Source organism: Bacillus sp. AFS018417 (genome assembly GCF_002560985.1).
GTDB classification, from domain to species: Bacteria; Bacillota; Bacilli; order Bacillales; family Bacillaceae_G; genus Bacillus_A; species Bacillus_A rhizoplanae.
The window spans coordinates 1-23,949 of sequence record NZ_NTTM01000058.1 but is presented as its reverse complement, the minus strand read 5'-3'; the positions used below and the strand labels follow the sequence as shown (position 1 = coordinate 23,949).

The 23,949-nt window shown below is 35.5% G+C and carries 23 protein-coding genes and 1 pseudogene; 17 read left to right on the top strand and 7 right to left on the bottom strand.

Annotated features, from left to right (window positions below; genetic code table 11):
* Positions 1–46: 46 nt before the first annotated feature.
* Positions 47–832, bottom strand: coding sequence for a GNAT family N-acetyltransferase (locus CN326_RS20570; RefSeq protein ID WP_098310837.1), 786 nt, complete (start codon positions 830–832; stop codon positions 47–49).
* Positions 833–967: 135 nt separating this feature from the next.
* On the opposite strand from CN326_RS20570, the gene ytfJ reads away from it, so the two are divergent.
* From ytfJ to CN326_RS20550, 4 genes are all read left to right on the top strand, one after another.
* The gene (ytfJ, locus tag CN326_RS20565) at positions 968–1,393 is read left to right on the top strand and encodes a GerW family sporulation protein (protein WP_098310836.1); all 426 of its coding nucleotides are present in this window, start codon (positions 968–970) and stop codon (positions 1,391–1,393) included.
* A gap of 161 nt (positions 1,394–1,554) precedes the next feature.
* Positions 1,555–2,331, top strand: a complete 777-nt coding sequence (locus CN326_RS20560; RefSeq protein WP_098310835.1) for an oxalate:formate antiporter — start codon at positions 1,555–1,557, stop codon at positions 2,329–2,331.
* A gap of 52 nt (positions 2,332–2,383) precedes the next feature.
* Complete coding sequence (locus CN326_RS20555; RefSeq protein ID WP_098310834.1) at positions 2,384–2,704, top strand: hypothetical protein; 321 nt, start codon at positions 2,384–2,386, stop codon at positions 2,702–2,704.
* 72 nt (positions 2,705–2,776) lie between these two features.
* A complete protein-coding gene (locus tag CN326_RS20550; RefSeq protein ID WP_141525095.1) occupies positions 2,777–2,986 on the top strand; it encodes a hypothetical protein in 210 nt (69 codons plus the stop codon).
* Positions 2,987–3,204: 218 nt separating this feature from the next.
* On the opposite strand, the gene CN326_RS20545 is transcribed toward CN326_RS20550, so the two are convergent.
* A complete protein-coding gene (locus CN326_RS20545; protein ID WP_098310832.1) occupies positions 3,205–3,543 on the bottom strand; it encodes a permease in 339 nt (112 codons plus the stop codon).
* A gap of 209 nt (positions 3,544–3,752) precedes the next feature.
* Between CN326_RS20545 and CN326_RS20540 the strand changes: the two genes are divergently transcribed.
* The 4 genes from CN326_RS20540 (at position 3,753) to CN326_RS20525 (ending at position 8,010) form a co-directional block, all read left to right on the top strand.
* The gene (locus CN326_RS20540; RefSeq protein WP_098310831.1) at positions 3,753–4,433 is read left to right on the top strand and encodes a class I SAM-dependent methyltransferase; all 681 of its coding nucleotides are present in this window, start codon (positions 3,753–3,755) and stop codon (positions 4,431–4,433) included.
* An 81-nt stretch (positions 4,434–4,514) separates the two neighbouring features.
* Positions 4,515–6,203, top strand: a complete 1,689-nt coding sequence (locus tag CN326_RS20535) for a formate--tetrahydrofolate ligase (protein ID WP_098310865.1) — start codon at positions 4,515–4,517, stop codon at positions 6,201–6,203.
* A gap of 90 nt (positions 6,204–6,293) precedes the next feature.
* Complete coding sequence (locus tag CN326_RS20530) at positions 6,294–6,827, top strand: hypothetical protein (protein WP_141525094.1); 534 nt, start codon at positions 6,294–6,296, stop codon at positions 6,825–6,827.
* Between the two features lie 13 nt (positions 6,828–6,840).
* Positions 6,841–8,010: a DEAD/DEAH box helicase gene (locus CN326_RS20525; protein WP_098310829.1), complete on the top strand. Its 1,170-nt coding sequence runs from the start codon at positions 6,841–6,843 to the stop codon at positions 8,008–8,010.
* 49 nt (positions 8,011–8,059) lie between these two features.
* On the opposite strand, the gene CN326_RS20520 is transcribed toward CN326_RS20525, so the two are convergent.
* From CN326_RS20520 to CN326_RS20500, 4 genes are all read right to left on the bottom strand, one after another.
* Positions 8,060–8,695, bottom strand: a complete 636-nt coding sequence (locus CN326_RS20520; protein ID WP_098310828.1) for a hydrolase — start codon at positions 8,693–8,695, stop codon at positions 8,060–8,062.
* An 11-nt stretch (positions 8,696–8,706) separates the two neighbouring features.
* Entirely contained in the window at positions 8,707–9,705 is a 999-nt protein-coding gene (locus CN326_RS20515) for a quinone oxidoreductase family protein (protein WP_098310827.1), read from the bottom strand.
* 440 nt (positions 9,706–10,145) lie between these two features.
* Positions 10,146–11,117, bottom strand: a complete 972-nt coding sequence (locus CN326_RS20505; protein WP_098310826.1) for an MBL fold metallo-hydrolase — start codon at positions 11,115–11,117, stop codon at positions 10,146–10,148.
* Between the two features lie 88 nt (positions 11,118–11,205).
* Complete coding sequence (locus tag CN326_RS20500; protein ID WP_176524718.1) at positions 11,206–11,427, bottom strand: DUF3925 family protein; 222 nt, start codon at positions 11,425–11,427, stop codon at positions 11,206–11,208.
* Between the two features lie 208 nt (positions 11,428–11,635).
* Between CN326_RS20500 and CN326_RS20495 the strand changes: the two genes are divergently transcribed.
* From CN326_RS20495 to CN326_RS20485, 3 genes are all read left to right on the top strand, one after another.
* Positions 11,636–12,112 (top strand): glutathione peroxidase, encoded by a 477-nt coding sequence (locus CN326_RS20495; protein ID WP_098310824.1) that lies wholly within the window; start codon positions 11,636–11,638, stop codon positions 12,110–12,112.
* Positions 12,113–12,284: 172 nt separating this feature from the next.
* Positions 12,285–12,776, top strand: a complete 492-nt coding sequence (locus CN326_RS20490; RefSeq protein WP_098310864.1) for a hypothetical protein — start codon at positions 12,285–12,287, stop codon at positions 12,774–12,776.
* Between the two features lie 312 nt (positions 12,777–13,088).
* Positions 13,089–15,014, top strand: coding sequence for an LTA synthase family protein (locus CN326_RS20485; protein ID WP_098310823.1), 1,926 nt, complete (start codon positions 13,089–13,091; stop codon positions 15,012–15,014).
* Positions 15,015–15,360: 346 nt separating this feature from the next.
* Here the strand turns inward: CN326_RS20485 and CN326_RS20480 are convergent.
* Positions 15,361–15,705 (bottom strand): annotated as a pseudogene (locus tag CN326_RS20480) (hypothetical protein); the annotation flags it as partial.
* 124 nt (positions 15,706–15,829) lie between these two features.
* Here CN326_RS20480 and CN326_RS20475 point away from each other — a divergent pair.
* The 6 genes from CN326_RS20475 to tyrS all read left to right on the top strand — a co-directional run.
* Positions 15,830–16,477, top strand: a complete 648-nt coding sequence (locus CN326_RS20475; protein WP_098310863.1) for an HD domain-containing protein — start codon at positions 15,830–15,832, stop codon at positions 16,475–16,477.
* Positions 16,474–18,366, top strand: a complete 1,893-nt coding sequence (locus CN326_RS20470; protein WP_098310821.1) for an ABC-F family ATP-binding cassette domain-containing protein — start codon at positions 16,474–16,476, stop codon at positions 18,364–18,366. The genes CN326_RS20475 and CN326_RS20470 overlap by 4 nt, the downstream gene beginning before the upstream one ends.
* A 75-nt stretch (positions 18,367–18,441) precedes the next feature.
* Entirely contained in the window at positions 18,442–19,173 is a 732-nt protein-coding gene (locus CN326_RS20465) for a Bax inhibitor-1/YccA family protein (protein ID WP_098310820.1), read from the top strand.
* A 691-nt stretch (positions 19,174–19,864) separates the two neighbouring features.
* On the top strand, positions 19,865–21,304 hold the full coding sequence (gene tyrP / locus CN326_RS20460; RefSeq protein WP_098310819.1) for a tyrosine-tyramine antiporter: 1,440 nt from the start codon (positions 19,865–19,867) through the stop codon (positions 21,302–21,304).
* Between the two features lie 207 nt (positions 21,305–21,511).
* On the top strand, positions 21,512–23,398 hold the full coding sequence (gene tdc / locus CN326_RS20455) for a tyrosine decarboxylase (protein WP_098310818.1): 1,887 nt from the start codon (positions 21,512–21,514) through the stop codon (positions 23,396–23,398).
* 190 nt (positions 23,399–23,588) lie between these two features.
* Positions 23,589–23,949, top strand: a 361-nt coding sequence (tyrS, locus tag CN326_RS20450; RefSeq protein WP_098310817.1) for a tyrosine--tRNA ligase, incomplete at its 3' end; no start/stop codon positions are given.

Genomic DNA, 23,949 nt, shown 5'->3' with positions numbered 1-23,949 from the left:
CCATCAATAGGGAATGAAGATATCCTATGCTGATGGCAACTTCTTTTTAGCGATACATTGTCCAAGTTCCAATATCCTTAAAGCCTAATCGTTTATAAATCCGTCCAGCAGCAGGGTTACTGTAAAATAAACAAAGTGTTCTTCCTTCGGCGATAAAATCTTGAATCATTTTACTTATGATTTGAGAAGCATACCCTTTTCCGCGGTGATTTGAGTGTGTACATACACCTACAACCATAGCAGATAATGAATTTTCTGCAGATGTGGACGCGCACGCGATAATTTTTCCGTTTTCTTCTATATAATATGTCCGTCCGGTGTTTGTTTCAATTGCTTGGCGAAGGAGTTTACCTGCGCTGTCTGCTATCTTAAATTCTGTAATTTGTTTTCGTAAATGTATAATACGATCCACATCTTTAACCGTTGCCATTTTTATATTTTCTTTGTTTATATCTTTTACTAACTGTTTCTCGGTTGTACATTCACAAAAGTATGTCTGCAGTTTTTTACCAAGGTTTAGGTTATCGAGATTTTCAAACTGTTCTACGACCTCTGATTTTCCAGAGAGTTTAATGTAGTCATGGTTAGTAAATTGATCAATAAATGCTTCTGGCTGGAATGAAGCCTCAGCATAGGCAATAAAGGAATCATGGAATCTCAATAGAACAGCTTGTAATTCATTTTCTATCGTAAACTGTCCCCATAGTTCTTGAAAATCTTGATCATATCCAAATGCCTCAATATCACCAATTAAGAATAGGTTGAATGCAGCTTCTTTCTTTAAAAAAGAAAGTACTTGTTCATGGTCTTGTTCGGTTAGTTTTCGAATCATTTTTGCTGAAACTCCTTTTATTTGTATTTTCTAAATATTAGTACTTATAATTTTGGAAATCAATAAAAAATTTTATGTTTAGTTCACAATGTTTAGGAAAAACTAGGAAGGATATGAAAAAGGAGGTTATGAACGGTGGATCATCCAATTCAAGGGCTGATGAAAGCAGCTATGGAAAATTTAAAAGAAATGGTTGACGTGAATACAATTGTTGGTGAACCTGTTCAAACAGCAGATGGCGGTGTTGTTTTAACTGTTTCAAAAGTAGCATTTGGTTTTGGTGCAGGTGGATCAGATTTTTCCACAAATGACGTGCAAAAGTCACAAAGTCATCCCGCATTTGGTGGTGGTAGTGCGGGGGGAGTTTCTATTACACCGGTGGCCTTTCTTGTTGTGAATAAGGATGGTGTAAATATTCTTCATTTGCAAAATGCAACGCACTTGGCAGAGAAGGTAATCGAACTTGCGCCGCAAACAATTGATAAGATTCAGTCGATCTTTCAAAATAATAAAAAACAGGATAGCTCTCATTATCCACAAAATCCAGATGAAATTGCATGAAAAATGCCTGTTTATAAGCAGGCATTTTTTCTTGTAATAGTGATGTAATAAAACTCATAAAAATGTAAATAGTTTTTATAGTTTTTTCTATGTTTCTAAAAATTTTCGTGATAAAATATCCTATAGTATTGAAACATATAAAACGAAGGTGGCTAGGTGCTTTGTCTGGAGGATCTGACCAAATCAAGAATATGATTTATATTAATGGTAATCGTCGCAATCATTGTTTTATCACATCTGGAATTACGTTTGAGGAATTTGCAAGCAATATTCCTTCGCCGCTTCATCAAGTCCTGCTTTTAAAGCATAGTTTTGAATGGACTGATCTTCATTATCATACTTTATTTGAATATGCAGAAGAAGAGAACATACATAAATTAATTGCGGCAGATGTGGATGAGTTTGAAGAATTTTGCTGGGTTGATTTTGATGATGTGAATGACTTGGATGAATTGGAGCCAAAAGAAATTGCAGAATTACTCTATTTGGCACACAAAAAGGAACCGCTCGGGAAGGCTTTTTTCCCACTTTTGAAAAATAGATTCGTTTATCTTTCTCATGATGATGGCTGGTACAATAAGGTATATTACCGAAGAATGCCGGACTTTGTCGGAATGCTTAGTAAGGTGATTCCTTATAAGCTTGGCTCATTTGGAAAAAAACGATTCACATTCTTTCAAAAATCAAAAATTTATCCAGCGATTTCAAAAGAGGTCATTCTCAAACTTCTGCCATTTATGGAAGATGGCTTATATTTGGACTTAGCAGGAAAATTAGAATCAAGACGTGGCTTAGAGATTCCTGTTTATGTTATCGGTTCGTATGAAAGTACAAATGAAGTTTTAGACAGTTTAGAAGATTTGAAAAGCGAAGCTTCTGAAACAGGATGGCTTATCTTTGATAAGAAAGAACAAGAGTGGCAGTGGATAATGGACTAAGGGAACTTGACGATAGAAGTCAAGTTTTCTTTCTTTTTGGAAAGGAGATAAAATGGGGAAGACTTTCACAATAATAAGCATTAGTAGTATTATATTTGTAGCAATTTTATTATTAACTTGTCCGAAGGAAGCGGACTTTCAAAAACATTTAGCAGATGAATATTCAATTGTGTGTAATGAAGTGAGTTTTAGTTGTACACAGCAAAAAGATAATAAAGAAGAGAAACTGGAGTTTGTTGGTAGTGATGTTCGAAACGGCGTATTCTTTATGAAAATAGAACAAACCTTTCAAACAGAAACAGGAAAAAAGAAGACGTATAGTGCCATTGGAATATTGGGGATGTTCCTCTTTTCCTCTGAAAAGACTTTCTAATGTTTAGAAGGTCTTTTTTTTATATTCTCTCTCATATAGTTATGGTAAGACAGGCTTGGGGAGGAGATTATTTTGAAAAAGACTTGTATGGTTTGCGGAGGAGAAGAATTTTTTTCTTCCACCTTATATGCACGTACAAAACAAGACTGGGCGTATGCGCCGAATATGTATCGCTTTGAAAAAGTATTTATTGAACAGCGAGATGAGGAGAACTATCCTGTGTTTCAAGAAATTACTGCTTATCATTGCAGTGGTTGCGGTTATGTGATGTTATTTCGTTAATAAGCAAAGGGATACAACAAATGCATCCATTGTTGAATGGATGCATTTTGCATTTTAGTTCTTTATTCCGCTACTTTTGGGCAGTAAGACCCCTCACCCAAAAACGAAGAAGATAGGTCGGGAATAACTGTTGGTATGCGCCTGATTGGTTTAACTAACCATCAGTGGGGGATGAAGTCTTCCACTGATGGAATTTTCACTTTATAAGAAAGCGCCTTTTAAAAGGCTGATAAGAAGAGAGGATATAATAAACTGAAAAGCAGAGAAAATCCTCCAAAGCCAATAGCTGTATATCCAAGTGTTTTTGCTTCATAACGAACAGCGAGAAGCCCAATTAAGATGGAAAGAGATCCAAATGTAATAGGATAGAAAGCAATTGAAAATAAAGAGATAAATAATGCGATGTACCCAACAATTGTACCAATGTCTGTTCTGTCTTCTTCTTTATGGATTTCTTTACGACGACGCCTAATTGGAAGACGCTGAGGGGTAATTTCTACCGCATATTCTTCTTGTTTTTCTCCGCTTTTTAAATGATGCGTTCGTTTTTTTGGCAATGAATAGCCCTCTCTTTCGATTTAGGGTATGTTTAGTATTTTTTATAAAGAAAAAAAACATGTCTGTTATTTATATCCAAACAAATAAAAATGGAGAAAGTGATTGCCCGTTGCTATGTTATCCATCTCTCCTTAAGAATAAACAGGAATAATGTAAAATGATGTAGAATGACTTTTAGATAGATGAAAAATGTAAAGGTGGGACAATAATGACAAAATTTAATTGGCATGAAGCAGCGCAGCAGAAATGGGATAATAATGCTGATTTTTGGAATCAAAATAGTCAAGAAAGGTGGGATAGTGGCAGCCGTAGTGCAATTATTCCATTTTTCCAAAAATATATACGAAACGGGGCAACTGTTCTTGATGTAGGGTGCGGAGATGGATATGGAACATACAAATTAAATAAAGCAGGTTACAAAGCATGTGGTATTGATTTATCAGAGCAAATGATTGAAAAAGGAAAAGAGCGCGGTGAGAGTCCTAATTTATCGTTTATAGTAGGAGATCTTACTTCATTACCGTTTCAAGATGAGGAGTTTGCATCAGTTTTAGCAGTAAATTCATTAGAATGGACGGAAGCGCCACTTCAAGCCCTGCAAGAAATAAAGCGAGTATTAGCACCAGAAGGTTTTGCATGTATTGCCATTTTAGGACCAACAGCAAAACCACGTGAAAATAGCTATCCACGTCTATATGGAAAAGATGTCATTTGTAATACGATGATGCCGTGGGAATTTCAAAAGCTTGCACAGGAACAAGGATTCAATTTGATAGATGGAATGGGCGTATATAAGCGTGGTGTAAACGAAAAGATGATTGGACAACTTCCGCTTGAATTGCAGCAAGCTTTAACATTTATGTGGGTATTTATGCTTCAAAAGAAGTAACTTATAGGAGGATTATAAGTGCAGAAAATACAAAAAACTGATACAATATTTTCAGAAACAATTAAAGGGGGACTAGGGAATATGACAGCAACTACTACAGTAAAATCTGATATTGAAATTGCACAAGAAGCAAGCATGAAGAGAATCCAAGAGATTGCATCAGAATTAAACATTTTAGAAGAAGAATTAGAGCCGTACGGTCATTATAAAGGGAAGTTATCTCTTGATATTTTTAAGCGCTTACAAGGAAAAGAAGATGGAAAAATTGTTTTAGTTACAGCGATTAACCCTACTCCAGCAGGGGAAGGGAAATCAACTGTAACAGTTGGTTTAGGGCAAGCTTTCAATAAAATTGGTAAAAAAGCAGTTATTGCGCTTCGTGAACCATCTCTTGGACCAACTATGGGATTAAAAGGTGGTGCAGCGGGCGGTGGTTACTCGCAAGTCGTACCAATGGAAGACATTAACCTTCACTTTACAGGGGATATTCATGCGATTACAACTGCAAATAATGCACTTGCAGCATTTATCGATAATCATATTCAACAAGGAAATGACCTTCGCATCGATACACGTAAAATTGTATGGAAGCGCTGTGTAGATTTAAATGACCGTGCGCTTCGCAATGTTGTAATTGGTCTAGGTGGACCAGTACAAGGTGTACCGCGTGAAGATGGTTTTGATATTACAGTTGCATCTGAAATTATGGCTGTATTCTGTCTAGCGACAGATGTACAAGACTTAAAAGTACGTTTAGCTCGTATTGTTGTAGCCTACAATATGGATAATGAGCCTGTAACAGTAAAAGATTTAGGTGTAGAAGGTGCATTAACACTTTTATTAAAAGATGCATTAAAGCCAAACTTAGTACAAACGTTAGAAAATACACCAGCAATTATTCATGGTGGACCATTTGCCAACATCGCACACGGTTGTAACAGTGTAATCGCAACGACAATGGCAGCTAAACTTGGTGATTATGTGATTACGGAATCTGGTTTTGGTGCAGATTTAGGTGCTGAAAAATTTTTAGACATTAAAGCGCGTGCAGCAGGTATTAAACCAGAAGCAGTTGTCATTGTTGCGACAATTCGTGCCCTTAAAATGCATGGCGGCGTAGCGAAAGACGAGTTAAAAGAAGAAAATGTTGATGCGTTAGCAAAAGGTATGGAAAACTTACAAAAACACGTTGAAACCATTCAAGAATTTGGTGTTCCGTTTGTTATTGCAATCAACAAATTTATTACAGATACAGTTGCTGAAGTAGAGTACTTACAAAATTGGTGCGGTGAGCGCGGTTACGAAGTATCATTAACAGAAGTATGGGAAAAAGGTGGCCAAGGCGGTGTTGACCTAGCAGAGAAGGTATTAAAAGTAATTGAAAAAGGTGAAAACAAATACGCACCTTTATATGATTTAGAACTTCCATTAGAAGAAAAAATTCGTACAATTGCTCAAAAAGTATACGGCGCAAAAGATATTGAATTTGCACCAAAAGCTCGCAAGCAATTAACGCAATTTGCGGGAGAAGGATGGGGCAACTTGCCAATTTGTATGGCAAAAACACAGTACTCTCTTTCTGACGATGCGACAAAATTAGGACGTCCATCTGATTTTGTTGTAACAATTCGTGAGTTAAAACCATCTATTGGTGCTGGATTTATCGTAGCGTTAACAGGAACAATGCTAACAATGCCAGGACTTCCAAAGAAACCAGCTGCTCTTCAAATGGACGTAAATGAAGATGGAAAAGCAGTAGGTTTATTCTAAAAGGTTGTATTTCTTCTCTTTTATCGGTAAACTATACGTACATCACGTGGCGCCTTTCGATGGAAAGGCGCTTGTTTTTTGGAGGAATATATGTTTGATCCAACTGCTTTTGAAAATTTAAAAGTTATTGTTGAAGGAGCTGTATATGATTTTGATTTGCATGGTGACATCATTGTAACTGACCGAAAAGATATAATGGATCTAGCGTCGTTTAGTCGTACATATACCATTTCGTTTCAACTGAAAGAATATATAGAGTCACTAGTAGAAGCAACATTTTTATTATCAGTTAATGCAGAAAATTTATCAGGTGAGATATTAGAGGTACCGTATTTTGTGCCTGGCTGTGAAATGAAGCTTTTCTTTGCATTTTCTTTGAAGCATCCAGAAAAAGATTGTCAAGAAATTGAAGCGTTGCTACAATCCATATGGGGAAAAGAACGAATGATTACGCAGAAAATTTCATACGAATATAATAAGCAAGCGATTTCATATCATAATAAGGTAGAAATTTTATTTCAAAAAGCGATTACAGAAGACCATGTTGATGATTTAATAGCTGTTATTTCTCATATGATAGAAACGATGCGAATAATACAACAATTTCTTCAAAAAAAGAGATAAAGGAGAAAAAGAAATGATAAAAGATATGCAACCATTTTTGCAACAAGCTTGGGAGAAGGCTGGTTTTAAAGAGTTTACTGAAATCCAAAAGCAAGCTGTTCCAACTATTCTAGAAGGACAAGATGTTATTGCTGAATCTCCAACTGGGACAGGTAAAACATTAGCGTATTTATTGCCACTTTTACATAAAATTAATCCTGAAGTGAAACAACCTCAAGTAGTAATTTTAGCACCGACGCGTGAACTTGTAATGCAAATTCATGAAGAAGTGCAAAAGTTTACCGCAGGTACTGAAATTTCAGGTGCTTCTTTAATAGGTGGTGCGGATATTAAGCGTCAAGTAGAGAAATTAAAGAAACATCCGCGAGTGATCGTTGGATCACCTGGACGTATTTTAGAACTAATCCGCATGAAGAAATTGAAAATGCATGAAGTGAAAACAATTGTATTTGATGAGTTTGATCAAATCGTAAAACAAAAGATGATAGATGCTGTGTCCGATGTAATTAAATCGACAATGCGTGATCGTCAAGTCGTATTCTTCTCTGCAACAATGACAAAAGATGCAGAAGAAGTAGCACGTGATTTTGCAGTTGAACCGCAATTGATTCGCGTAAAACGTACGGAAACGAAGAGTCTTGTTGAGCATACGTATATCGTTTGTGAACGTCGTGAAAAAAATGATTTTATCCGTAAAATTATGCATACTGGTGATGTAAAAGCAGTTGCCTTCTTAAATGATCCATTTCGGTTAGATGAAATTGCTGAAAAATTGAAATTCCGTAAGATGAAAGCAGCAGCTCTTCATGCAGAAGCAAATAAACAAGAACGTGAAGCAACGATGCGCGCATTCCGTCAAGGAAAAGTGGAAATTTTATTAGCGACAGATATTGCAGCACGAGGATTAGATATTGATGATTTAACACATGTTATTCATTTAGAATTACCAGATACGCTTGATCAATATATTCATCGTTCAGGACGTACAGGACGTATGGGTAAAGAAGGGACAGTCGTTTCCCTTGTAACACCGCAAGAAGAGAAGAAGTTACTTCAATTTGCGAAGAAGTTAGGTATTCAGTTCAATAAACAAGAAATGTTTAAAGGATCGTTTGTTGAATCGAAACCGAAAGCTCCAAAGAAAAAGAAACCTGCATTTAATGGGAAGAAGAAGCCTAGATAAATAAAAAAGACGTGGCTACGAATATTACGTAGTCGCGTCTTTTTTATTATCATTTAGGCGTAGACTGATTAGTGGTTAGCTTTTCTAAGGAGAACACACCTTTCTGAATAGAAGTTTCTATATATCCAATGATTTGATTCAGTGTAAATACTTGTAGGTTTGTAGATAAGTCTTGCTGTGAATATAGCATATCGTCAAAAACTAATGCTTTAAAAGAATAGATGTTTTCCTCTAGTACTTCTTCTATATCCACCAAATTCGATTTCTTATTCAAAATATGAAATAAGTTCTGATCTCTATCATAATAATGTAGCAATTTTCCGTTTAAAAGCTTAAAGTCGCGATGATACAGAGAAAGGAGATTTGGATCGTAATCTATTCGATTTTTGAGCCATGGAAGATAAAATCCTTGTAGCCACATTTCATCAGCAATGAGATGTGTATAGTACCCTAATATGAAAGGGGAATTTTTATAAGCTTTATATTTATGAAGAAATGCTTCATAATCAATCCTTCTTGTGTAGTTCTTTACTGTACCTGTATAAAAGTGTGATATTTCTTTTTCGTTTTTTGAATGAACTGCATCTGCAGCAACTCCTCCGAGGAGGAAGGAAGTTTTGTCCTGAATAGCCAATTTCTCTGCAATACAATTCGCAAGAATTACATGCATAATTCTTGAGCCCATATAAAACACCTCTAACGAAGATTGTATGGTGTTAGCCGAACATCTAATATAATCTTTCCTGTACTTTGTCTACTTTCAACCCATTCATGTGCTTTTCCTGCATCTTGAAGAGAAAAATGTTTTCCTACTTTTATTTGTAAGTTACCGTTACTTAAATAGCGAAATACTTGCTTGGCAGTATGCTGAAGTAAATGGGGATGTTTTTTTCGAGTTGTTCCAAAGCTAAATCCGAGAATAGATCGGCAGCTTGTATGTAAATCTTTTGTTTGAAATGCTCCGATATCATCGCTTGCATTTCCAAAATGGACAAGGCGCCCATAGAACGCAAGACATTGTAAGCTTCTCTCGGATACAGTACCAGAAATAGAATCTAATATAACGTCTGCACCTTCTCCATTTGTGAGTTCGTTTACTTTATGTACAAAATCTTCTTCCTTATAACAAATAACATGATCTGCCCCGGCTTCTAAGGCAATTTTCTTTTTCGCTTCATTTCCAACTGTTCCAATGACTTTTCCAGCACCAAAAATTTTAGCAAGTTGAATGGCAGTCGTGCCAATTCCTCCTGCAGCTGCATGAATAAGAACTGTTTCGCCTTGTTGTAATCTTGCAACATCTGCTAGAAGTTTATAGCTTGTAAAGGAAACAATCGGACAGGCTGCAGCAGTTTCAAAATCAATTTCATCTGGTAATACAAAAGTAAGCTCTTCATCTGCTGCAACATATTCAGCATAAGACCCGTTAAGTGGAAAAGCAATAACGCGCTGTCCCACTTTAATATTTGTTACGTTAGAACCAACTTGTTCCACAATTCCAGCAGCATCTATACCAGGTACAAAAGGAAGATTTCCTGTCTCTTTTTTTCCATATCGAGATTTAATGTCAGCAAAATTAACACTCGCTGCAACAACGCGAATTAAAACTTGCTTGGCGTTGATAGACGGTATAGGTATGTCTGTATACTCCATTACTTCAGGACTCCCAAATGCAGTTACAACAATGGCTTTCATGATATGTCCTCCTACAATAGATTCTATAGTTTATTTTAAACGGCCATTATAAATTGGAAAATTATATAATAATTATCAAGAATTATAAGGAAGCATTATGAAACAGGTGCTATTAATAAATTTCCTATAGAAAAAGAGTCCATGTTAAGAAACGGACTCTTTTGTGTTATAGCGACAAATATTTTCTTGTGAGCAGTAAGACTGTTCCTTCAAGGTAGTAAAATTTGAAAGAGTCAAACAGGTTGTAACGATCAGGTCAGTGGGAATAAAAAACATTGATGAGATGTTTACTTTATCCCGCTATTCACGGGCAGTAAGACTCCCATCTCAAGATTGAGAGAAAAGCGAAGAAGGTAGGTGGGGAATAACTGCCCGTAAAAGCCCAATTGGTTCAACTAACCATCAGTGGGGGATGAAGAAAACCCCCACTGATGGAAGTTTCACTTTATAGTTTTCTTTGTTTGTTCCAACTTTGTAAAATAATCAATAATTCCCATCGCACTAATTTCCATATCAAGTTTCAACAGATCATAAATAGAATGTGTTGCTGGGACGCCTTTTTTTGTAAGGTGCGATGACACTTTTTCCAGCAAGAGATTGGACAGTTGATGGCTTGCTTTTTCAAAGTCTTGTTCTTTTTCAAATATTTGCTTGCCGGCTTCAACAAATATATGGAGCCAATGTTCTAGCTGAGTGCAGATTTCAGAAACATGGGAAGAGGCGCCATAATGACCGAAATAAATGTAATCAACATTCATATTTCGAATGAGATCTTTTGAAGCTAACATAGCTTCAGGTTGAAACTGCGTAGGAGATGTTGTTGGTAAATAAAGTTCAACACCAGGTTCAGCCAATTGACGGTAATAAATACCAATCGTATCACCTGTAAATATACCATTTGTTAAGGAATCATGAATGCTAATATGATGCTTTGCATGGCCAGGTGTATCATAGAATGTAAGCGTTCGATTTTCTGCGATTTGCAGTGTTTCACCATCTTGTACGATGTGAACGCGTTCTTCTGGAATAGGCAAAATGGGGTGAAAAAGTTTATCAAATGAATCTCCGTAAACAGCTTTTGCACCTTGAATGAGTTTAGTCGGATCAACCATGTGACGAGCGCCTCGAGAATGAACGAATAACGTTGCGTTGGGGCATTTCTCCATCATTAAGCCAGCAGCACCAGCATGGTCAAGATGAACATGTGTGACAATAATATTTTTAATATCAACAAGCTGTATATTTAATTGTTTTAATCCATCTAAAAGATAAGGAAGAGAAGGTGCGGCGCACGTTTCAATTATAGTAATTTCATCACCAAGTAAGACATATGTACCTGTACGTTGTTCATGTTGTAAGTCGTGATCGTCGATGATATATAACTGTGAAGATATTTTCTCTACTTTTTTCAAACTTATCACTCCTTGTAATCTACTATTCTTTTATTATAAAAGAATAGGCAGAAAACGAAACATCGTTTTCTGCCTTTATGTAATATGTTTAGTTATTTTGTTGTTTACTGAGAGACATAATAAAGTATCCGACAAGGCCACCAATTGCTGGAACAGTAATCATTCCTGCTAGTGTAAAGTATTTGCTTAAGAAAATACCGTTAACATCCATAAACCATCCTAAGACAAATAACATCATCATGTATAGTACGAAATAAAATTCGCGATTAGAAAGCTTTTCACCTTGTGCAGTTTTCATTATCAACACCATCCTTACTTGTAATAATGGAATTGAAAATGTCACAATTTAGAAGATAAAATGTCACATTTTGTTCACATTTTTATTGTAAAACTTTCCAAGCGAAATGTCTAGTTAGTTGTGACAAATTTTTGAACAAAAATAAAGCGTTCACATTAGACAATAAAGAAAAAGCGTCTTATGATGAAAGCAAGAGTTACATGATAGGAGTGAAAAGGACATGACAATTTATGATTTTTCTGCAAAAACAATAACAGGAGAAGAAAAGTCATTACGTGATTATGAAGGAAAAGTAGTATTAATTGTGAATGTTGCCAGTAAATGTGGTTTTACACCACAATATAAAGGCTTGCAAGCTTTGTATGAAAAATATAAGGAACAAGGTTTTGAAATACTCGGATTTCCATGCAATCAATTTGGAGGTCAAGAGCCAGGAACAGAAGATGAAATTACGAGTTTTTGTGAACTAAATTATGGTGTGACGTTTCCGATGTTCGCAAAAATAGATGTAAAAGGGAATAACACGCATCCGTTATTTCACTATTTAACAGAGCAAGCGCCAGGGCTATTAGGGATGAAAGCGGTAAAGTGGAATTTTACGAAATTTTTAGTGGGGCGTGACGGCGAGGTAGTGAAGCGTTTTGCACCTAAGACGAAACCAGAACAGCTAGAAATGGAGATTGAAAAGGAAATATAGAGAAAAGAGGCCGATATAGAAGAGCCTCTTTTTTTGTTAGCTACCTTTTAAAACATAGATAACAGAGAAGAATTTTCATTGATAATAGAAGCATTCGAAAATAATATAGTAGTATAAGGATGTAGGGGGAAATAGTTTGAGAAAATTTATTTTTAGTATAGGATGTTTATTTATGATGTTAGCTGGTTGCAGTACGAGTAATTATGATGCACACGTTGAAGCAGGCATGAAAGTATTAAAAGATGAGAAGTATAGTGATGCAATTATGTGGTTTGAAAAAGCCAATCAAGAAAAGTCTACAGCTGAAACAAAAACTTATATGAAAGTTGCAAAATGGATGGAACAGGGTGCCACTGCATTAAAAGATGGAGATTATAAACAAACAATTGAAAATGCGAATCAAGTAATATATATGAAAAAAGATGCTACACTTGAAAAAGCTGTAAAATCAAATGCTGAAGAAATGTTGCAGAAGGCAAAAGATATAGAGAAAAAAGAAAAAGCGAGAGATGAAAAGAGAAAGGAAATAGATGAGAAAGGTATTGATAAAGCCATTAATGCGGTAGATAGTGTTGATCAAGTAAGAGAAAAGCAGAAGGAGATTGGAGAATCTTTAGATAAAGCCGAAAAAGCAACGGAAAAAATAGAAGCAAAGAAAAACTAACATGCAGAAACACCGAAGGCGCAAGAAACAAAGAATAAATTAAATGATAAACCGTTCGTTTTAAATGTTCATAGCGATTTTCCATAAGGATGTTAACAGTTAGAAGGGAAAATTGAAGGAATTATGGTAAAATAGAGGCTCTAATAGAAGAGCTTCTTTTTTGTATATTAATTTAATAAAAAAAAAGAAAAAGTTCACACGAAATACAAAAGTATTCGATACAATGTCTCGGTGAGAAAAAAGCCATAAATACATGAAGAGATATTCTATGTGTTCATTCAACAAATGTTCTAGTCAGAAAGGGAGAGAGAGATGAAGGAAGCGTTAAACAAACAATTTCAAAATATGCGCTTTATTTTGTTAACCGTTATTTTGATATGGTTAAAAACATATATTGTTACGCGATTTAGTTTTGATTTGAAGATAGATTCTGCTATGCAGGAATTTATTCTTTTTATTAGTCCGTTAGCATCTTCTTTGGTGTTAATTGGGCTTGCATTATTTGCGAAGGGACCAAAAAGGAATTATATAGCTATCATTATCGACATTATTATGACCATTATCCTCATTGGTAATGTAATGTTTTATGGTTTTTATAATGATTTTGTTACACTTCCAGTGTTAACGCAAACGTCGAATATGGACGGATTAGGATCTAGTATAAAAGCTTTGTTAGACATTAAGTTTTTATTAATGTTTGCAGATATTATCTTTTTATTTTACCTTGCTAAAAAGAAACCTAAATTTGCAAAAACAGAGCGTATTTCTGGCTCTATGAAGTCACTATACTTTTTAATCAGTATTGCTATTTTTATGGTAAACCTTGGTTTAGCAGAAAAAGAACGTCCTGAATTATTAACTCGTTCATTTGACCGCGTTATGATTGTGAAAAACCTTGGGATATATTTCCATCAAATGTATGATTTTGCATTGCAAGTAAAGACAAGCTCACAAAAAGTATTTGCTGATGGAAGTAAAATTCAAGAAGCAGAGAATTATATGAAAACAGTGGAAACAAAACCTGATCCAAATATGTATGGTATGGCAAAAGGAAAGAACGTTATTGTTGTTTCTTTAGAATCAACGCAGTCCTTTTTAATTGATTCTAAAGTAAATGGGCAAGAAGTTACACCTTTCTTAAATCAATTTAAAAAAGAAAGTTATTATTTCGAAAACTTTTATCATCAGACAGGACAAGGGAAAACATCGGATGCAGAGTTTATGATTGATAACTCATTATATCCGTTAGATCGTGGTTCAGTATTCTTTACGAATGCTAGTAATGAGTATATGGCAACTCCAGAAATTTTACATGAACAAGGCTATTATACAGCTGTATTCCATGCGAATAATGCTTCGTTCTGGAATCGTAATGTGATGTATCCATCCTTAGGATATGATCGTTTCTACAATGAATTGGATTATAACGTTACACCAGAGAATAAAATAGGATGGGGATTGAAGGATAAAGAATTCTTTGATCAATCAGTGGATAAGTTACAAAAGATTGATCAGCCGTTCTATGCTCGTTTTCTTACATTAACGAACCATTTTCCATTTACGTATGATGACAGTATAAAAATGATTGAACCATTTAATTCAGGCGACGAAACATTAGATAACTATTTTGTTACAGCGCGCTATGAAGATGAAGCTTTAAAAGAATTTATTCAACGTTTAAAAGACACTGGAATATATGACAACTCAGTTATCGTTTTCTACGGTGATCACTATGGTATTTCAGACAACCATAATCGTGCGATGGCACAATACTTAGGGAAAAATGAAATTACTCCATATGATCACATGCAGCTACAACGTACACCATTATTTGTTCATGTTCCAGGTCAAACAGAAGGAAAAACAATGACTGCTCCTGCTGGTGAAGTAGACGTGAAACCGACGATTCTTCACTTATTAGGAGTTGATACTTCTAATGATATTGAGTTTGGTCATGATTTATTTTCACCAGAGCGAGAACCGTTCGTTGTAGAACGTGATGGAAGCTTTATTACAGACAAATATATTTATTACAATAACACATTCTACGATCGTCTAACTGGTCAGGTCGCTCAAGTACCAGAACAAGAGGCAAAAGCACTTATTAATCGGGCACAGACAGAATTGAAAATGTCCGATAGTATTATTCAAGGTGACTTGTTACGTTTCTCAGATGCGGCGACTAAAGTGAAATCAGGAACAATCAAAACAGCGATTAAAGATGATAAGAAAGAATAAAGAATCATGAAAAAACCCGGTGCCTGAAAAAGGCATCGGGTTTTTGTTATATCTGTTAGTACTATGTTACGCAGAAATATAAAAAGGATTAAAACAGTTCTATAAAAGCATTTATTAAATAAAATATTTTTGCGGAGGAATCACCATGAAAAAGTCTAGCATAAAGGTTTTTTCTTAAGGTTCTGGGATCAAATTTTGCTCATGAACAATATAAAAAAGATGCAAAAAATGTGAAAAAGATTTTTGTGATAAAATAGATTATAGAAAAACAAAAAGCACCAAAATCCCTGTAAAACAAGGTTACTTGGCACTTTCATCGTTTGTATGTTTTACAAAATGAATAGTTTTAAAACTGTTCATTTTTTTCCCAAGATTCAACGATATAATGAGCAACTGTCGGGTTTACACCGCGGCCAATTAAGTACGTGATCGCCGCAATTTCAGTCATAGCGTGTGCTATGGAAGTATGTTTTGCTTCATTTACACCGTAGTCTACCCAAGGTTTTACGAGGCTTAATACAGGTTGTTTTAAGTGTTGAAATTGTGAAACATATTGTTGGATTTGTTGTTGTGTTGGCTCTGTTGGCGTTGTAGGGCTGGGCTGAGGGACACGTGAATCATAATAATACTGTTGGTGTGGTTGTTGCTCATAGTTAGATTGATAGTATGGTTGCTGTGGATAGGGCTGTTGCGGGTTATAGAACATTTTTTTTCCTCCTCCATGATACTAGTTACAACATATAGTATGGGCGGACGAGAAAATATGTGATGAAAAAAAGAGGGCGTGTTACAATAATAAATTGGGTGAAGATATTATGAAAAAACAAGAACAAATTGAAAAAACGATTACATTTGTAAAAGACATACTAGAAAAAGATGCAAGCGGACATGACTGGTACCATATTGAGCGTGTGCATAAATTAGCGATTGCATTATCTGAAAAGGAAGGCGGGCAGCGCTTTGTTATTGAAATGGCAGCTTTGCTTCACGACGTCGCAGATGAGAAGTTAAATGACAGTGAAGAAGCTGGTATGAGGAAAGTAACAGATTGGCTTGAACAATTAGAGATTATACAAGAGGATGTAGATCATATTGTTCATATTATTGCCAATATGTCTTATAAAGGTGGACACGGTGGAACGGTGGCAACGTTAGAAGGAAAAATTGTACAAGACGCTGATCGCCTTGATGCACTTGGGGCAATTGGAATTGCCCGGACATTTGCTTATGGAGGGGCAAAGGGACGTTTAATATATGATCCAAAAATTCCACCGCGTGAAGTGATGACGAAGGAAGAATATCGAAAAAGTGATGAACCATCGTTAAATCATTTTTATGAAAAACTGTTAAAGTTGAAAGATTTAATGAATACAGCTGCAGCGAAAGAAGAGGCGGAAGAACGTCATCGCTATATGGAGCAATTTATTGACCAATTTATGAAAGAGTGGAATGCACAAATATGAGAATGTTAACAGTCGAAAATATATCCAAATCATATGGGGAGAAACCGTTATTTAATGGTCTATCTTTTAGTATTGCTGAAGGGCAGCGTGCTGGTATCATCGGTGTAAATGGAACTGGTAAATCAACATTATTAAAAATTATTGCAGGTGTAGAAATTCCAGATACGGGAGAAATGACACATACGCGTGGTTATACGATTAGTTATTTATCACAGCAACCGGATTTTAAAGAAAACTTAACTGTACTTGAGCAAGTGTTCCATGGCGATACACCGTTAATTCGTCTTCTTCGTGAGTATGAGCAGACATTATTAAACTTAGAAAAAAATCCAACAAATGAAAAAGCGCAGGAAGCATTATTTGCAGTGCAGCAGCGTATGGATGCAATGAATGCTTGGGAAGCAAATGCAAATGCAAAATCGTTGTTAACAAAGCTTGGGATTACTGATTTTTCTGCGGCAGTAGGAAATTTATCAGGCGGACAGAAAAAGCGTGTTGCGATGGCGCAATGTTTTATTCAAACACCAGATTTATTAATTTTGGATGAGCCGACGAACCATCTGGATCATGAAACAGTAGAGTGGCTAGAAGAATATTTATCACGTTACACAGGTTCCGTTTTACTTGTTACGCATGATCGTTATTTCTTAAATCGTGTAACGAACCGTATTTTTGAATTAGACAATGGTAAGTTATATAGCTATGAAGGAAATTACGGTGCCTTTTTAGAAGCGAAAGCACTTCGAGAAGAACAAGAAATTGCACAGGAAGCAAAGCGTCAAAACTTATATCGCCGTGAACTTGCGTGGATTCGCCGCGGTGCAAAAGCTCGTTCTACGAAGCAAAAAGCACGTATTCAGCGTTTTGAAGATCTGCAAAAGAAAGAAGGACCAACAGCAAAACAAAACGTTGATATTGCACTTGGCGGTAGTAGATTAGGAAAGAAAGTACTTGAATTAAAAGATGTGACAAAAACATTCGGGAATAAAACTGTTCTTCATGATTTCCAATATATTGTGAAACCAGGGGATCGTATCGGTATTATCGGTGCAAATGGTAGCGGGAAATCTTCTCTATTAAATATGCTAGCTGGGAAAATCACACCAGACAGTGGTGAGATTGAAGTAGGACAAACAGTAAAAATCGCATACTATACGCAAGAAAATGAAGATATGAACTTAAATCAGCGTATGATTGAATATATTAAAGAAGCAGCTGAAGTCATTCATACGACAGATGGAAAAACAATTGGTGCTTCGCAAATGCTAGAGCGCTTCTTGTTTGAGCCGCACACACATGGTACACCGCTTAATAAATTGTCAGGCGGTGAAAGAAGAAGACTGTATTTACTGCGCATTTTAATGGGAGAGCCGAACGTTCTGCTTCTAGATGAGCCGACAAACGATTTAGATACGCAAACATTAACAGTGCTTGAAGATTATTTAGAAGAGTTTCCTGGTGTTGTGATTACCGTATCGCACGATCGATACTTCCTTGATAAAATCGCAGAAGAACTTTTTGTTTTTGAAGGTAACGGTCACGTTCGGGTCTTCTTTGGTAGTTATAGCGATTATTTAGATGAGAAAAAAGAACAAGAAGCACTGTTAAAAGCAGAAGTGCAGAAAGAAAAGAAAGTAGAAGAGGCTCCAAAACAGCAAAGGAAACGTAAACTTTCCTATAATGAACAGCGTGAATGGGAAACAATTGAAGATAAGATTGCAGAGTTAGAAGCGAAAATTGAAAGTATTGCAGCAGAATTAGAGAAAGTTGGCGCTGATTATACGAAAGCACAGCAGCTTTCTGAAGAGCAGCAACAAACAGAAGAAGAATTAGAGCAAACAATGGAGCGCTGGAGTGAACTATCTGACATTGTAGAAGGGTTAAAATAAGAACAAGCTGCATATGTTGAAAAATAAAGGGAAAATATTTACACTATTGGTAGAAAATATTTTAGGAGGGAAATCATGCGAACATCTAATCCAATGTTAAAGAAAGAGGCGTTTCGGAAAGAGGGCGTAAGTACTTCAGCGATGACAATCGGTGGTACAGTTGGTAAAACGTTTATTATGCTCATATTGTTATTAGGAACGTCTGTGTACGCATACATGCAGATGATAGAAAATAAGATGCAACCACCAGTATTAATTGGTGCTTTAATTATAGCGGCGATTGTAGCGCTTGCTTCGGCATTCGTACCGCGTATTTCACCAATTACAGCACCGATTTATGCAGCTGTGGAAGGGATTGTATTAGGAAGTATTTCTGCTATGTATACAATACGTTTTGGTGATTATATCATTTTACATGCAGTGTTACTAACCATTTCTATTTTACTAGCAATGTTAGTGTTATATGCAACGCGTGCTGTGAAAGTAACGGATAAGTTCCGTACAGGTGTTATGGCAGCAACGCTTGGGATTATGATTATGTATTTAATCGTTTTAGTTCTACAATTATTTGGCGTGGCAGTACCATTCTTACATCAAGGTGGAACAATTGGCATGATCGTTAGTGCAGTTGTGATTGTTGTTGCCGCGTTAAACTTAATGCTAGACTTTGATTTCATTGAAGGCGGTGCGCGCGGCGGTGCTCCGAAGTATATGGAGTGGTACGGCGCATTAGGATTAATGATGACATTAGTTTGGTTATACCTAGAAATTTTACGCTTCGTTTCTTATTTTGTAAAAAATGATTAAAATGGTGAAATCCTGCATGTTTGTATCATGCAGGATTTCTTTTTTGAAGTTTTATCGAGATAAAGATGATTTTTTCTTATGCAAAAATATCTTTTTATATTTTTTACCACATGCTTCGTTTTTTCTACAATAAAGAAAAAAGAAGAGGTGAAGCAAATCGCATGATGAATATTCTCTGTACATAGTTATAGTCTACTTGACTTTAATTTTTAGACTATCTAAACAGCGAAAAAGAACAAGAAACTAAAACGAACAGTTTAGTAAACGTCTTTTAATACCTAAATACTTAAGAGATGGCCTCGGTTATAGTACAGGGGCCATCTTTTTTAGTGTCCATTGATAACAATGATGATTACGAGCTATGGTAATGATTTAAAGAATGAACAGCCAAGTCTGAAAACAATAAAAAATATTTTAAAGCTCTCTTTTCAAATTTATTTCTTTAACGGATTTTTGAGTGTGCCTATATAATAATATTTTTCTGAAATAAGAACGTCCCTTAAAAATGGTTAAATAGTTTTTTGTATTTCCATATTTTAATTCTATGCAAATCCTCGAGCGTTTTTTCTGTACTAAAATTCACCAAATCCTTATCTTACATAACCATCAAGTGATATGGCTATTTTAAAAAGGATGAATTCTATGTCTTTTATAGATTATTACATTGAATATGGGAAAGAAGGAAATTTTTATGGCTAACACAAAAAAATTAACACTTTTTGGGTTGATTGGTATTACAATGGCTTTTTTTGGAACGGTACGAAGTGTGCCGACTCTTGCAATTACTGGTTGGACCCAAATCTTCTATATGGTGATAGCTGCGTTTGCATTTGCTCTCCCTATTGCATTAATGTCAGCTGAGCTTTCAACGGCTTTCCCTGAGGAAGGCGGACCTCAAGTCTGGGTGAAAAATGGTTTAAGTGAGAAATGGGGATTTGTTACCTCATGGTTATTATGGGTTCAAATGTTTTTCGGGATGGTAATGGTTGCGTCAACTGTTGGTGTTCTATTCGGTTACGTTATTAATAAACCAGCATTATCTTCAAACAACTACTTTATTTTTGCCGTAATCTTAATTTCATACTGGAGTGTGACTTTATTAAACCTTAAGTTTGATATGGTAAAAGTTGCGGGTAACTGGGGCGCTGTTATTGGTGTGTACATTCCGTTTGTCATTCTTGTTATTATAGGTGTCATTTATATGATTAAAAACGGGATTCAAGCTAATAGTTATTTAGGGGGTTTTAAGCCGAGTGACCTTATTCCTAATTTTAAGGACTTAGGAAGTTTAACTTATTTATCAGGAATTATCTTTATTTTTGCAGGAGTAGAAATTTCATCTGTACATGCGAATAATATTGACGATCCAAAACGGAACTATCCAATTGCTGTTATCACTTCTGTTATTTTATTAGCAATTTTTAATATCATTGCTGGTTTAACAGTTGCAAATGCGGTACCAAAAGGTAAATTGGAGCTTGCCAATATTACACAGCCATATATGATTTTCTGTAACGATTTAGGTATTCCATCTATCGTTGTTAACATCATTTCTTTAATGATTTTAATTGGTGTATTAGTGCAGCTAAGTGCATGGGTACTTGGACCAAGTAAATCTATGATTAAAGTGGCAGAGGAAGGGAATTTGCCGAAGTTCTTCCAAAAGAGAACAGAGAAAGATATTCCAATTACTTTTGTGATGATTCAAGCAATTGTAATTTCGTTAGTATCTATCTTATATATAGTAGTTCCAGATGTTAACAGTGCCTTCTTAATTATAACAATTACAACAACGATTTTATATTGTGTTGTGTATGTTTTAATCGCTATTTCAGCCGTTCGTTTGCGCTATAAGATGGCAGATCTTGATAGACCATTTAGATTAGGAAGTAAAGGGAATGGATTAATGTGGACGGTCTCTATTCTTTCAATGATAAGTATTGTTTTTACAATTATTGTAAGTATTATTCCGCCATCTATTTTAAAGCCAAGTCAATATACTGGATATGTTATTTATCAAGTGGCCGCTACAGTAGTAATGATTGGTATAGCACTTATCATCAACAAATTTAAAAAACCAGAGTGGAAAAAAGATAACGACCCACCGGGGGATTTAAAGAAATCAAGCTAAAGAGCCCATAAATATTTGGTACGTATTCCTTAAATTTGAGTTAGCTTATTTGACTAACAATGTTTTATACCCTGTTTTATACCCTGTTTTTGATGACAAATATTAATTTATGTGTGAATTTTTGTGCGGTAAAACCTAAAAATAATAACGTATTTTGTATCGAAGTTGCTTAGGAAAATATGTGAGATAATTTGGAGGAAATGAAAAATGAACTATAAAATTCCGGATATTAATTTAAAAGCACTATTCTTAGGTGATAAAGGTGAAAATGCCGACTTATTTAAAGAGCTGTTAATCAAAATGGTAGATGAACATGTAGGTTGGCGTCAAAATTACCAACCACAAGATTTACCAGTAATTACTCCGCAAGATAAAAGTTCACAAAGTTTTGAAGAAACTGCAGATCATATCCGTAGTGTAATGGATTTATTATCATCAAAACTTCGTACCAATTCATTACCATGGCATTCGGCGGGGCGGTTTTGGGGACATATGAATTCCGAAACATTAATGCCAGCTATTATTGGGTATACAGCTGCAATGTTATGGAATGGGAATAACGTGGCATATGAATCTTCCCCTGCCACTTCTCAAATGGAAGAAGAAGTAGGACATGAATTTGCTGCTCTTATGAGCTATAAAAAAGGTGAGAGTTGGGGGCATATTTGTGCGGATGGTTCGATTGCTAATCTAGAAGGCCTTTGGTATGCAAGAAACATGAAATCTCTTCCTTTAGCGGTTAAAGACGTAGCTCCTCAATTAGTGGAAAATAAATCAGATTGGGAATTATTAAACATGACTACAGAAGAGATATTAGATATTATGGAAAAAATTCCTGAAAAAATTGATGACATAAAAGCACATTCTGCGCGTAGTGGTCAACATCTACGAGAGCTAGGTAAATGGTTGATTCCACAAACCAAACACTATTCTTGGCTAAAATCAGCGGATATTATTGGTATTGGCCTAGATAATGTGGAAGCAATTGATGTTGATCATAACTATCGAATGGACATTGGCAAACTCGAAGAAAAAATCCGAGAATTGGCTGCAGAAAAAATACCTATTCTTGGTGTGGTAGGCGTTATTGGTACAACAGAGGAGGGACAAGTAGATCGTATTGATAAAATTGTTGAGCTACGTGAAAAATTAGCAAAAGAGGGTATTTATTTTTACATTCATATAGATGCTGCTTATGGTGGGTATGCTCGATCTATTTTCTTAGATGAAAACAATGAATTTATTGATTATAACAAAATTGATGAAGTGTATGAAAAATATGGTATTTTCAATGAGAAAAATAAATGGCTGACTGAAGATATTTACCATTCTTTCAAAGCAATGATGCACGCTGAAACGATTACGATTGATCCACATAAAATGGGATATATCCCTTACTCAGCTGGTGGGATTGTAGTAAAAGATATTAGAATGCGTGATGTCATTTCTTACTTTGCAACATATGTGTTTGAAAAAGGAGCCGATATTCCTGCATTACTTGGTGCATATATGCTTGAAGGTTCTAAAGCGGGGGCAACTGCAGCCTCAGTTTGGACAGCCCATAAAGTATTACCATTAAACGTGACTGGTTATGGAAAATTACTTGGTGCAAGTATTGAAGGAGCTTACCGTTTTTATCATTTTTTACAGGATAAACAATTTAAAGTTGGGGATAAAACGATTAAAGTTTATCCATTAACAAAACCTGACTTTAATATGGTTGACTATGTGTTTAATGAAGAAGGAAACACAGATTTAGCAAAAATGAACAAATTAAATCATGATTTCTTTGGTGAAGCTTCTTACGTTAAAGGGAATATATATCACAATGAATTTATCACTTCTCATACAGATTTTGCTATCCCTGACTATGGAAACAGCCCACTTCCATATGTGAAAAGTCTTGGATTTAGTGAAGGAGAATGGGATAAGGAAAGAAAAGTAACAATACTACGAGCTTGTGCATTATCTCCGTACGCTCATGATAAAGATGTATTCGATGAATACGCTAGTAAGATTGAAAGCGCAATTCAAGAAAAGCTTGAAATCATTTACAATGTGGAAAAGAAAAGTAATGATGAGACATCTGTTTAAGATGCAGTATACGATATACGTTGAGGAAGCACAGTAGCTATCGATACTATTGCTGAGAGCAATAGTAATGGTACAATCTGGGTGGTAATACGATTAAGAATGGTCCTTATGTATTTTTTAGACATAGGGACTTTTGTTTTTAGACAAACTAAAAGAGTAAATTCTTAAAAATTAAAGGAGCTAGAAAAGCATGAACATCATTGACGAATTAGAATGGCGTAATGCTATTAACCAACAAACGGACGCAGAAGGGCTACGTGAATTAGTAGAAGAGAAAAAAATCTCTTTGTACTGTGGGGTCGATCCAACAGGTGACAGCATGCATATTGGACACTTAATTCCGTTTATGATGATGAAACGTTTCCAGTTAACTGGGCATCATCCAGTTATTTTAATTGGAGGAGCAACGGGAACAATCGGTGATCCAAGTGGACGTCAAACAGAAAGACAACTTCAAACATTAGAACAAGTGCAGCATAATGTTGAGGCGTTAACAGAGGAAATGCAAAAGTTATTCGACTTGGGCGGAAAGAGCGAAGTGAAAATGGTAA

Coding starts and splice junctions, on each gene's coding strand:
- CN326_RS20470 (WP_098310821.1), top strand. CDS start 16,474: ATGAGAATGTTAACAGTCGAAAATATATCCAAATCATATGGGGAGAAA.
- CN326_RS20530 (WP_141525094.1), top strand. CDS start 6,294: ATGTTTGATCCAACTGCTTTTGAAAATTTAAAAGTTATTGTTGAAGGA.
- CN326_RS20485 (WP_098310823.1), top strand. CDS start 13,089: ATGAAGGAAGCGTTAAACAAACAATTTCAAAATATGCGCTTTATTTTG.
- CN326_RS20475 (WP_098310863.1), top strand. CDS start 15,830: ATGAAAAAACAAGAACAAATTGAAAAAACGATTACATTTGTAAAAGAC.
- CN326_RS20525 (WP_098310829.1), top strand. CDS start 6,841: ATGATAAAAGATATGCAACCATTTTTGCAACAAGCTTGGGAGAAGGCT.
- CN326_RS20490 (WP_098310864.1), top strand. CDS start 12,285: ATGATGTTAGCTGGTTGCAGTACGAGTAATTATGATGCACACGTTGAA.
- CN326_RS20465 (WP_098310820.1), top strand. CDS start 18,442: ATGCGAACATCTAATCCAATGTTAAAGAAAGAGGCGTTTCGGAAAGAG.
- CN326_RS20555 (WP_098310834.1), top strand. CDS start 2,384: ATGGGGAAGACTTTCACAATAATAAGCATTAGTAGTATTATATTTGTA.
- CN326_RS20500 (WP_176524718.1), bottom strand. CDS start 11,427: ATGGTGTTGATAATGAAAACTGCACAAGGTGAAAAGCTTTCTAATCGC.
- CN326_RS20520 (WP_098310828.1), bottom strand. CDS start 8,695: ATGGGCTCAAGAATTATGCATGTAATTCTTGCGAATTGTATTGCAGAG.
- tdc (WP_098310818.1), top strand. CDS start 21,512: ATGAACTATAAAATTCCGGATATTAATTTAAAAGCACTATTCTTAGGT.
- CN326_RS20515 (WP_098310827.1), bottom strand. CDS start 9,705: ATGAAAGCCATTGTTGTAACTGCATTTGGGAGTCCTGAAGTAATGGAG.
- CN326_RS20540 (WP_098310831.1), top strand. CDS start 3,753: ATGACAAAATTTAATTGGCATGAAGCAGCGCAGCAGAAATGGGATAAT.
- CN326_RS20570 (WP_098310837.1), bottom strand. CDS start 832: ATGATTCGAAAACTAACCGAACAAGACCATGAACAAGTACTTTCTTTT.
- tyrP (WP_098310819.1), top strand. CDS start 19,865: ATGGCTAACACAAAAAAATTAACACTTTTTGGGTTGATTGGTATTACA.
- CN326_RS20535 (WP_098310865.1), top strand. CDS start 4,515: ATGACAGCAACTACTACAGTAAAATCTGATATTGAAATTGCACAAGAA.
- CN326_RS20495 (WP_098310824.1), top strand. CDS start 11,636: ATGACAATTTATGATTTTTCTGCAAAAACAATAACAGGAGAAGAAAAG.